Raw genomic sequence first — 9,673 nt, forward strand, 5'->3', positions numbered from 1 at the left:
GGGGTAGGCGGGAACCGTTCGAGCATCAGTCACGAGTTGCCGGTGTCCCGACCCCATCTCGCATCGCCCGGAGATCGACGTGCTCCGCGGATGCGGACAGGACAGATCCCATGAACCACGTCATGCCGACCGTCCAGTCGACCGACGCGACCGAGACCATCGCCACCGAGACCGGCGCCGCCGAAACGCCTCGATGCGCCGCGTGCCCGCACCCGCTGGCCTCCCACGACCGGATCGCGCTGCGCTTCTGCACCGCGACCACCAGCGAGAACCACAGCCGGGGCTGCGTCTGCGGCGCCTGACCCGCCAGGCGCCGCGTTCACCAGGCGACGCCGATCAGGCACCGCGCTGACCGAGGCGCGCGCTCACCAGGCGTCGCGGCTCCGGAAAGCGGGCTCCGGCTCCTCGTCCTCCACCGGCGCGACCCTCCGGAGCACGCGCGGCGGGATGGCGGCGGGTTCCTGCGGCGGCTCGTCGCCGAACACGCGCCGGTCCTCGGCGAGCACCCGGTCCAGCAGCGTCGTGTCGCCCAGCGCCGAGCGGACCACCTCGGCCTGCTTGCGCGCCGCGTCCGCACGGGCCAGCGCGATCACGCGCAGCGTGGCGGACGACAGCGCCGCCGGGTCCGTCGTGCGCACGGCAGGGCCGAACGCGATCGACTTGACCGCGCCGTCCGACCCGGCCACCACGGTCACCACGCCGTCGTCGGACGTCGCCGTGCCGACCACGTCCCGCAGCCCTTCGGCCATGCGCCGGAACGACTCCGCGCGCAGCCGGTTGTCGGCCGCGGCCGTGTCGATGGCCTCGATGCGCCGCAGCAGGATGTCGGCGGACTCGGTCACCGGGCTGCCCCTTCGTCGGGTCGGATGGTCTTCAGGAACGCCTGGAAGTCGCCGACCAGGTCCTCGAACTGCCCCGGCGTCGCGCTGAGCACGATCTCCAGCACCGCACGCCTGCGCTCGTCGCGCACGTCCGCCATGGCCAGGAACACCTGCAGCTGCACCAGCTCCACCGGTCGTCCGCCGATGGGCGCGGTCAGCCGCAGCACCTGCGTGTAGGCGGACTCCAGCTCGTTGCGCCGCCCCACCTCCACCGCGCCGACGTCACGTCGCAGCCGGTCCGCGGTCTGCTCGGCGATCTGCGCCAGCGTCGCGTCGTCGGCCCGGACCTCGCCGCTGATGGTGATGTTCGCGGTGAACCCGGCGCTGGACCCGGTGTGCAGCGCGACGAACGCCGCCTGCGCCGCGCCCACCTCGTCGGGGGGCGCCGAGAGCCACCCGTCGGGCAGCGAGAACTCGATCGGCACCGGAAGGGTGGTGGCCATGCCTGGTGTCCTCCTGGGATAGCTCGTCGGCCCGGGGTGGCTCATCGGCCGAACAGGCGGCCGATCGCGCGGCCGGCGTTCTCCACGCCGCGGCCGACGTCCTGGGCGATCTCGCCCACGTCGTCCGCGACGTCGACCACCGTCTCCACGACCTCGACCGGGTCGACGCTGACGTCGAAACCGACCTTGCCACCCACGCCGAACGCCAGCCCCACCGACCCTCCGATGTGGAACTTGCCGTCCTCGCCCATGCCGAACTGCCCGCTCGCGTGCCCACCGATCCCGGCCCACGCCTCGCCGTTCACGCCCGCGCCGACGCCCGCGACCTCGGCGCCCGCCTCGCCGGACACCTTCGCGCCCGCGAAGCCCTCCACGTTGCCCTTCGCGCCGAGCACCCCGATCGAGCCCTTGGCCTCCACGGCGGCGCCGACCGTGCCCTCGGCGCTGCCCGACACGCTCGCGTGCTGCCCGAGCTTGATCTCGCCGTCGGCGTACCCGCTGGCCAAGTACGCGCCCGCGTGCGCGCCGACCGACACGCCCGCGTAGCTCGCGGTGGCCGTGTACCCGGCGTCGGCGCCGAGCACCGAGCCGCCGATGCGGCCCTGGCCGGACAGCGGGCCCGCGTCGAAGTCGCCGTCCTTCTCGCCGTGCTTGACGTCGACGTGCTTGTCGTCGCCCCACTCGCGCTCGTGCAGGTCGATGCCGATCTTCTCGGCGATCTCGCCGAGCGCGTCGGTGAGCAGGCGCTTGGACTCGCTGCCGGACTTGCTCTCGTACGAGCGCCCGTCGACGCCGTACTGCCAGCCGCCGGTGTCCTCGCCTTCCTCGTCGGTCTCGCGGTGCGCGGCACCGTACGTCTTCTTGCCGAACGACTTCTTGTAGCCGCCCTTGCCATCGGACTCCCAGCCGAGCGCCTTCGCGACCACGTCGCCGATGCCGGACAAGCCCTTGCGCGCGTCGTCGAGCACCTTCTGCGCCTCGGCCGCGCCCGCCTGGCCGGGGTCCTGGAACGGTGTGGTCGGCGCGCCGGAGACCGCCGCCGCGGCGTGCTCGGCGGCAGCCAACCGGGTCGCGGCCTGTGCCGCCAGGTGCAGCTCGACGGCGCGCTGCGCCTCGCGCTGGCTCTCGACCAGCGCGTCGCCGTAGTCGGCCAGCAGCTGCCCGCCGCCGCCGAGGTCCGCGCCCGCCTGGAGCCACCGCGGCGGTTCGGCCTGGAAGGCGGACCGGAACGCGCCGCTCGCGCCGCCGCTCCAGCCACCGGGGTCGATCCGGCCGAGGTCCTCGCCGACGGCCACGACCATCCGCAGCGTGCCGACGAGCTGCCGCAGGTCGCCGGTGATCAGCTCGGGTTCGCCGGGGACGAGCGCCTTCGGGTCGTTCGTCTCGCCGAGTCGTGCCGCCATCAGGACGCCGACCGTTCCGGGTCGAGGCGGCCGAAGACGTCCGCGCGTTCGCCGTCGACGTCCACATAGGACGATGCCGCCGCGCGCAGTCCGACGGCGTGCTCGTCGGCCTCCTGCCGCAGCCGTTCCACGTAAGACCGCATCTCCTCGATGAACAGCTCCCACGCGCCGGCGACGCCGTCGTGCCCGTACTCGCCGCTCGGACCGCGCCACACCAGGCCCGCCGTCCGGTCGCCGACGTCGCCGATCTGCCCGGCCGCCCGCCGCAACTCCTCGGGCACCGCCCCGAACCCACTCATGTCCCGTCCCACCAGTCCACTCGACACCACGCCGTCAGACGGCGCAGGCGCGTCGGCCGTTCCCAGGGGTACACCTATAGCGGGAGGCGCAGTGGCGGCGCAGACGTTTGGCCGAACCGGGTTCGTGCGGCGGGCGTGCCCAGGACGTCAGGGCGTGCGGCGGAGTGCGGCAGCCGTCGCCGCCATGAGCGACCGGGTGCGGCCCACCGCGGTCGGCGGCAGTTGGGCGACGACGTCGGCCAGCGACTCCGCGGCGAGCGTGCGCCGCCACGCCTCGTGCGCGCCGGCCATCTTCGCGGCGAGCACGCACGCGTTCCGGCAGTCCTCGGCGGGCAACGCGCCACGGCCGCGTTGCCGGATCTCCTGGCACTCGTACGGCGAGGACGCGCCGTCGACGGCCTCCACCACGTGCAGCAACGTGATCTCCGAGGCCGGTTTGGCGAGCCGGAAGCCGCCGCGCGGGCCGGTCGTCGCGGCCAGCACGCCCGCCTTGACCAGCCCCTGCAACTGCTTGGCGAGGTAGGGCGCGGGCAGGTCGTAGTACGCCGCGAGCTGGGCCGCCGACGCGGTGACCCCCGGTTCGAGCTGCGCCAGGGTCGTCGCGCAGTGCAGTACCCATTCCGTGCTCACAGGCAGCTTCACACCGGCCAGTCTATCCAAGATATTGCGGATCTGTTTAGTCCGAGATAGGTTCGCCGCAGACCACCGAAGCGGAAGGATCGTCATGCGGATCGCAGTCGCCGGCGCGACCGGCAACATCGGCTCCCTCACCGTCGCCAACCTCGAACGCGCCGGGCACGACGTGGTGCGCGTCAGCCGGTCGCACGGCGTGGACCTGACGACCGGCGAAGGCCTGGACGAGGCGCTGGCCGGCGTCGACGCGGTGGTGGACGCGGTCAACGTGCCCGCCGCGGACCGTGCCGAGACCGTGCGCCTGTTCGGCGGGATGACCCGGAACCTGCTCGCGGCCGAGGCGCGGGTCGGGGTCCGGCACCACGTGCTGCTGTCGATCGTCGGCATCGCGGACATCGAGGGCAACGTGCACTACGCGGGCAAGCGCGAGCAGGAACGCCTGGTCGAGGCGAGCCCCGTGCCGTGGACGATCGTCCCGGCCACGCAGTTCCACGACTTCGCCGAGATGGTCGCGGGCTGGACCGAGCAGGACGGGGTCGCCACCATCGCGCCGCTGCTCGTGCAGCCGATCGCGCCGCAGGACGTGGCCGACATCCTCGCCGAGGTCGCCGTCGGCGAGCCTCAGGGGCGTTACGCGGACATCGCCGGCCCCGAGACGCAGGACCTGGTCGACATGGCACGGCGCACGCACCAGGCACGTGGCCGGGACGTGCGCCTGGTGCCGACGTGGTCGGGCGTGTTCGGCCCGGAGATGGCCGGGAACGCGCTGCTGCCGGGCGAGCGCGTCCGGATCGCGCCGACCACGTTCGACGAGTGGCTCGCGAAGTCGGTGTGAACCCCGGCGGGTCCGGCGCCGGTGCTCGGCGCCGGACCCGTCGCGGTCACCTGGTCGCGTCGACCAGTTCCTTGCGGTCCTCCTCCAGCGCGGCGCCCTCCACGTCGAGGGTCGGCAGGCGGCGCAGCCACTTCGGCAGCCACCACGCCTTCTCGCCCAGCAGGGCCAGCGCGGCGGGCACGATGACCATCCGGACCACGAACGCGTCGAACAGGATGCCGATGGCCAGGGCGAACGCGATGGACTTCATCGGGCCCTCGCCCGCGGGCACGAAACCGGCGAACACCGAGAACATGATCAGCGCGGCGGCCACGACCACGGGCGCGGCCTGGCGGAAGCCGGTGTCGATCGCGGCGAGCGGCGGCTTGCCGTGGTGGTGCGCCTCGTGCATCCGGGACACCAGGAAGATCTGGTAGTCCATGGCCAGGCCGAACAGGATGCCCACCATCAGGATCGGGGTGAGGCTGAGCAGCGGGCCGGTGCCGTCGAGGTTCACCGCGTCGGCCAGCCAGCCCCACTGGAACACCGCGACCGTCGCGCCGAGCGAGGCGCCGATGGTGAGCAGGAAGCCGAGCACGCCGACCAGCGGCACCAGGATCGACCGGAACACGAGCACCAGCAGCACCAGGGCCAGGCCCACGACCAGCGCCAGGTAGATCGGCATGGCCTCGTCCAGGGCGACGGCCACGTCCACGCTCACGGCGGTGGCGCCGGTGACGTAGGTGGTCGCGCCGTCCACGTCGGCCAACCGTTCGCGCAGGTCGGTGACCAGCTGCTCGGTGGCCTGCGTGGCGGGGCCGGACTTCGGGATCACGGTGAGCATCGCGGCCGTGCCGTCGGCGTTGGGCACCGGCGGCGTGACCAGCGCGATGTCGCCCGCGCCCTGGATGGTCGCAACGGTGGCCGAGGCGGTGGCGGCGGCGTTGTCGCCCTCGAACAGCACGACCAGCGGGCCGTTGAAGCCCTCGCCGAAGCCGTCGGCGAGCAGCCGTTCCGCGCGGGCCTGGCTGGAGTCGGCGGGCGGTGCCGCGACCAGGGTCGTCTCCATCGACAGCACGGGCACGGCGACCGCGCCCAGGCCCAGGACCGCCAGCAGCAGCGCCACGACCCGGTTGCGGGTGACCGCGCCGATCCAGCCGCGGAAGAAGCCGCGCTCGTGCGAGTTGTCGGCAGGCTTGTCGCGCTCCTTGCGCGGCAGCACGCGGCGGCCGAGATAGCCCAGCACGGCCGGCACCAGCGTGACGGCGACGAGCACCGCGACCACGATCGTCAACGCGGCGGCGACACCCATCTGGGTCAGGAACGGGATGCCGACGACGGCCAGGCCCGCCAGCGCGATGACCACGGTCAGGCCGGCGGTCACGACGGCGGAGCCCGCGGTGCCGACCGCCGTGCCGATCGCGTCGCCCACGTCCCGGCCCCGGCGCAGTTCCTGCCGGTAGCGGTTGATGATGAACAGCGCGTAGTCGATGCCGACCGCCAGGCCCAGCATCGCGGCCAGGATCGGGGTGGTGGACTGCAGGTCCATGAAGCCGGTGGCGATGGTGACGCCCAGCGCGCCGATGCCGACGCCGACGGAGGCGGTCAGCAGGTTCATGCCGGCCAGCACGAGCGAGCCGTAGGTGACGGCCAGGACCAGCAGCGCGATGACCACGCCGATGATCTCCGCAGGACCGCCCACGTGCGGCGGGGCCTGCGTGGCCTCACCGGTGGCCTCCACGGTCAGCCCGGTCACGTCCCGCGTGGCGTCGAAGAGCGCGGTGCGCTGCTCCTCCGTGACCTCGCCGACCTCGGCCTCGAAGGTGACCGTGCTGTAGGCGACGTTCTGGCCGGCGTTCACGGTGGGCGCACGCGGGTCGAGCGGGTTGCTCGCGGACGTCACGCCGGGCAGCGCGGACAGCTCCTGGACCAGCCCGGCGAGCTTCGCGGCGTTCTCGGGCGAGGTCACCTGCTGCCCGTCCGGTGCCTGCACGACCACCCGAGCGGTCGCACCGCCGCCCGCGCCGAACTCGTCGGAGATCTTGTCCAGGGCGGTGGTCGACTCCTGCCCCGGGATGGAGAAGGAACCGGACGTCGGACCGGCCAACGTGACCGCGCCGAACGCCGTGCCGCCGAGCACGAGCAGCCACAGCAGGACGACGACCAGGCGGCGCCGGTGCGCGCCGAAACCGAGTCTGTAGAGCAGACGTGCCATGGGAGTCAGGCCTCCGGGTGGGGTGTTTCGCGGTGCCCGAGCGCGTCGAGGCAGGTGGCGATGATGTGGGGCCGCCAAGCGGTCTTCTCGCCCGCGTGGTTCGCGGCCAGGCTGAGCACGGCCAGGGCGCTGAGCACGCCGATAACGCGGACCAACCGTTCGGTGTCGGGAGAGTCGAGTTCGACGCCGAACACGGCGAGGGGGTGCTGGGCCAACGCGTCCAGCCGGCGCCCGTCCGGGTCCTCGGCGCCGAGGTGGCTGATCACACGGGACTCCAGCGCGACCAGTCCGGGGCGGTCGAGGGCGAAGTCGACCAGCAACTCCACGGCCCGCCGGTCCCGCGCCGGGCCTGCGGGCACCCGCATGGCCTGCTCGAACAGCTCGCGGCTGTACTCGCGGCCGACCGCCCGTGCGGCCTCGAACAGCGCTTCCTTGCTCGGGTAGTGGTGCAGCAGCCCCGCCTTCGACAACCCGACCGCGTCTGCCAGGTCCTTCAGCGACGTGTGGTCGAACCCGTGCTGGGCGAACAGACCTGCCACGCGGTCGAGCAACTGGTCCTCGGTCAACGTGCGTGCCATATCCCCCACGGTACGCCGCTACCAACCGATTCGGTCGGTAAGCCGACCGATCCGGTAGGTGTGCTCCGTCACCATGACAGCCGGCGGTCCCGCCACGTCCACATCAGCCGCGACCCGGGTTGATGGCACAGCGGATCCATGGGCACCTACATGAACAACCGGGTCCACAAAGGATGATCAACCAGCGCGGGCGTCAACCAGCCCGACGGCCAAGCCGGTTCTGAGACCACCAGAAGGCCACCACGGGAGAATCCACGGAAAGCCGAGGAAGCTCGCTCAACCAACCCGCTTCAGCCGGCAACCGCCCCAGCATGGCGCCACGACTTCCGTCCGCGTTCCCATGCGGACCGCGTCGGCCGCGAAGTACCTGCTCGACGTGCGAGTTCTATTTGAACGACCGCGCAGCGCGCCTGGACTGACAAGCATGTCCGTCATGCCGACCTCCAGCGAGGACCCGAAGGGATACGCACGCCACCGGTTCACCGACTACAACCCGCACCCGTCCCGGCACCCGACGAGCCGACAGGCAGCACGAGCTCGGCCCCCGACCAGCGGACTGCCGGTCGGGGGCCGAATCGAAGTGTGTTGCGATGTGCCCCCGGCGGGAGCACCAAAGGATGGAAACAGTGCTGACCAGCGGTTTCGTACCGGCAGTCTGGTGGTCGAGTCGTCGTTCGGGCTGTCCGCGCCCGAGTAGCGCCCGTGGGGCGGGGCGCACGGTCCCGCCCCACCTGGGGTATTGCCTCTCAAGCCAGAAGTCTGTCGCGCCGAGTGCTACGGCCTGGCCGGAGGAGAGGACGACTCCGGCCAGGCCGCGCGGGGTCCCCTCCGCCCGGTCCCCGCCACGGGCAACGACACCCAGTCGTAGCGGACCGCTCGACGTCGACCAACCTCAGGTCGCCTCCTCGTACCACAGCGCCAAGGCGGCGCCCGGAGTGGACACGACCAGCAGCCTGGCCGGACCGGACAGCATCCACGGCTCGTACTCCTGCGAACTGTCGACGACGAGCTTGCTGCCGTCGTCGAAGGACGCCGTCAGGCGTCCGTCGTCGAAGGCGAGCGCCTCCACCACCGACGTGCGGGTGCAGGCGAGCACCGGGCCCAACCCTGTCGGGTCGGTCTGCGGGCGCAGCACGACCTCGATGCCCTCGGCCGACACGAAGACGAAGTCCTCCTCGACCCGCAGGTCGTAGACCCCGTCCGGGGAGTCAAAGCTGAAGGTCAACGCGTAGTCGACGCGGCAGTGGACGATGGGCAGCCCGGCTACGGGCAGGCGCCAAGCCTGGCCTGCCCGGACCAAACCTCCGGTTACCGGGGCCACGACGGCCAGTATCCCCGGTACTCGGAGAAGATGTGCGTGTCGGGCTTGAGCCCGAGCATCCGTCGCGTCGACCTACGGTGCCCGTGCCTGTCCGGCGCGCGGATATACCCGTCGAACACGTAGTCACCTGGCGTCGGGCTCGACCGGAAGGCGGCGGACCACGCCGGTTCTCCGCCCGCCTCGAGTTCGGCGGCTTCGATCACTTTGCATCGGTGGCGCCGTGAAGGGGTGGTGAGCGGTGGCGCGAATGGTCCTGGTGCCGTCGGTGGTCGTGACGGTGAGGTCGACCGCGATCCACGACCACGCCCTCATTGGAGGTGAGGCCGGCACACGACAGGTCCTTGCCACCTGTGCAGGTTCTTCAGTGCATTTTCCCCTCGGCGACACCGATCGCCCAGATCATAAACGTGACCGGAACGTCACCCCGATGGGGGTTCACACTCACAACTGCATCGCTCCATGACCCACCGTCCGGAACCGAGATAGCCAAGACCGCCTCGTTCGAACGCCATGCAGTGTCTCGAAATTCGAGCACATGTTCACCTGAAGTGACATCCTGGAAATCAATCACTTCAACTTCCCTACCGCCGAACGATTCCCTCATCCACTCCACCCTTCGTCAGTCCAGAAACCCGGAGAACGTACCGTCCGTCGAGAACCGGGCGCCGATACCTCCGCTGGGGAGGCAAACATCGATGGCATCCCGCCAAACCCCACCGATCCTGCCATGCCCGTGCATGACGACCGAGCCCGGGTTGGTCAGAATATCGTCCAATACGTCGCGACCGAGCGCGTTCCAAGCCCCCGGGTTCTGTTTCCCGGAAGGGGTTGGCCACTGCCCGGCGTTCGTCTTGCGTCCAGCGTGCTTTGTCAACGCATTGCCGGCCATCTCAAATTCACCCCTCTTGTCCTTGGGATCCAGCTTCCGACCCGAGCCAGAAGCAAAATCCAAGTCCAGATTGACCTTGTTGGCCTTCGCCGCCGCCTGCGCGGCGTCGACGCCCGCTTCGACGGCGTTCGCGGCGAGTTTGGCGCCCTTGCCCAGCGGGATGAAGCCGATGACGGCCATGCCGCACGCCGCGGTGA

Annotated in this window: 12 protein-coding genes; 2 read left to right on the top strand and 10 right to left on the bottom strand. The window is 71.3% G+C overall.

Annotated elements, in window-relative coordinates; genetic code table 11:
* Nucleotides 1-110: 110 nt before the first annotated feature.
* Nucleotides 111-302 carry an RGCVC family protein gene (locus ADK67_RS23000; protein WP_053718546.1) on the top strand — a complete coding sequence of 64 codons (192 nt, stop codon included), beginning with the start codon at nucleotides 111-113 and terminating at the stop codon, nucleotides 300-302.
* Nucleotides 303-365: 63 nt separating this feature from the next.
* Here ADK67_RS23000 and ADK67_RS23005 read toward each other — a convergent pair whose 3' ends face one another.
* The 5 genes from ADK67_RS23005 to ADK67_RS23025 form a co-directional block, all read right to left on the bottom strand.
* Entirely contained in the window at nucleotides 366-842 is a 477-nt protein-coding gene (locus ADK67_RS23005; RefSeq protein ID WP_053718547.1) for a YbaB/EbfC family nucleoid-associated protein, read from the bottom strand.
* A complete protein-coding gene (locus tag ADK67_RS23010; RefSeq protein ID WP_053718548.1) occupies nucleotides 839-1,324 on the bottom strand; it encodes a hypothetical protein in 486 nt (161 codons plus the stop codon). Before ADK67_RS23010 ends, ADK67_RS23005 begins: the two co-directional genes overlap by 4 nt.
* A gap of 41 nt (nucleotides 1,325-1,365) precedes the next feature.
* The gene (locus tag ADK67_RS23015) at nucleotides 1,366-2,727 is read right to left on the bottom strand and encodes a putative T7SS-secreted protein (protein ID WP_053718549.1); all 1,362 of its coding nucleotides are present in this window, start codon (nucleotides 2,725-2,727) and stop codon (nucleotides 1,366-1,368) included.
* Nucleotides 2,727-3,026: a WXG100 family type VII secretion target gene (locus ADK67_RS23020; RefSeq protein WP_053718550.1), complete on the bottom strand. Its 300-nt coding sequence runs from the start codon at nucleotides 3,024-3,026 to the stop codon at nucleotides 2,727-2,729. Before ADK67_RS23020 ends, ADK67_RS23015 begins: the two co-directional genes overlap by 1 nt.
* 147 nt (nucleotides 3,027-3,173) lie before the next feature.
* Nucleotides 3,174-3,668 carry an RrF2 family transcriptional regulator gene (locus ADK67_RS23025; RefSeq protein WP_053718551.1) on the bottom strand — a complete coding sequence of 165 codons (495 nt, stop codon included), beginning with the start codon at nucleotides 3,666-3,668 and terminating at the stop codon, nucleotides 3,174-3,176.
* Between the two features lie 82 nt (nucleotides 3,669-3,750).
* Between ADK67_RS23025 and ADK67_RS23030 the strand changes: the two genes are divergently transcribed.
* Entirely contained in the window at nucleotides 3,751-4,494 is a 744-nt protein-coding gene (locus ADK67_RS23030; RefSeq protein ID WP_053718552.1) for an SDR family oxidoreductase, read from the top strand.
* Nucleotides 4,495-4,540: 46 nt separating this feature from the next.
* On the opposite strand, the gene ADK67_RS23035 is transcribed toward ADK67_RS23030, so the two are convergent.
* From ADK67_RS23035 to ADK67_RS23055, 5 genes are all read right to left on the bottom strand, one after another.
* Complete coding sequence (locus tag ADK67_RS23035; protein WP_053718553.1) at nucleotides 4,541-6,688, bottom strand: MMPL family transporter; 2,148 nt, start codon at nucleotides 6,686-6,688, stop codon at nucleotides 4,541-4,543.
* 5 nt (nucleotides 6,689-6,693) lie between these two features.
* Nucleotides 6,694-7,266 (bottom strand): TetR/AcrR family transcriptional regulator, encoded by a 573-nt coding sequence (locus ADK67_RS23040; RefSeq protein WP_053718554.1) that lies wholly within the window; start codon nucleotides 7,264-7,266, stop codon nucleotides 6,694-6,696.
* 892 nt (nucleotides 7,267-8,158) lie between these two features.
* Nucleotides 8,159-8,587 (bottom strand): DUF6188 family protein, encoded by a 429-nt coding sequence (locus ADK67_RS23045; RefSeq protein WP_157620769.1) that lies wholly within the window; start codon nucleotides 8,585-8,587, stop codon nucleotides 8,159-8,161.
* A gap of 361 nt (nucleotides 8,588-8,948) precedes the next feature.
* Complete coding sequence (locus ADK67_RS51115; RefSeq protein WP_157620771.1) at nucleotides 8,949-9,191, bottom strand: hypothetical protein; 243 nt, start codon at nucleotides 9,189-9,191, stop codon at nucleotides 8,949-8,951.
* A gap of 15 nt (nucleotides 9,192-9,206) precedes the next feature.
* Nucleotides 9,207-9,673, bottom strand: a 467-nt coding sequence (locus ADK67_RS23055) for a hypothetical protein (protein ID WP_231648321.1), incomplete at its 5' end; no start/stop codon positions are given.

Source organism: Saccharothrix sp. NRRL B-16348 (genome assembly GCF_001280085.1).
In the GTDB taxonomy this organism is placed as follows: domain Bacteria; phylum Actinomycetota; class Actinomycetes; order Mycobacteriales; family Pseudonocardiaceae; genus Actinosynnema.